The organism is Alcanivorax sp. HI0083 (genome assembly GCF_001635175.1).
The window spans coordinates 1-539 of record NZ_LWFX01001790.1 but is presented as its reverse complement, the minus strand read 5'-3'; the positions used below and the strand labels follow the sequence as shown (position 1 = coordinate 539).

The following is a 539-nucleotide window of genomic DNA, read 5'->3' as shown; positions in this document are numbered from 1 at the left end:
CTCCGGCAAGGGCACCGTGGCCCGGTTAGTGGCGATTCGCCTGGGGTGGCATCTTCTGGACTCCGGTGCGCTCTACCGGGTGCTGGGATATTATGCGAGGAATCAAGGGGTTGCCCTGGATGACGAGCCCGCATTGATTGCACTGGCGAAGGCCTTGCCGGTGCGATTTGTAGAGCAGCAAGGCCACACTGCGGTGATCCTCGATGGTGAGGACGTCTCCAATATTATCCGCCAGGAAAGTGTCGGTGAGCTGGCCAGCCAGGTGGCTGTGCTGCAGCCCGTGCGCGACGCCTTGTTGGCCCGTCAGCGGGTTTTTGCCGAATCTCCCGGGCTAGTGGCCGATGGCCGTGATATGGGCACCGTGGTGTTTACCTCTGCGCCCCTCAAGATTTACCTCACCGCCAGCGCTGAAGAGCGCGCCAGACGGCGCTTTGAGCAGTTGAAGCAGAAGGGCTTTGGTGCTACCCTCGCGACCCTCGTCGAGGACATCCGCACCCGGGATGACCGTGACATGAACCGTGAGGTGGCGCCATTGCGCC

General features: G+C 62.3%; 1 protein-coding gene. It reads left to right on the top strand.

Annotation, left to right across the window (positions count from 1 at the left end; translation table 11 throughout):
• The coding region (cmk, locus tag A3754_RS25825) for a (d)CMP kinase (protein ID WP_063521727.1) at positions 1 to 539 on the top strand (539 nt) is incomplete at both ends.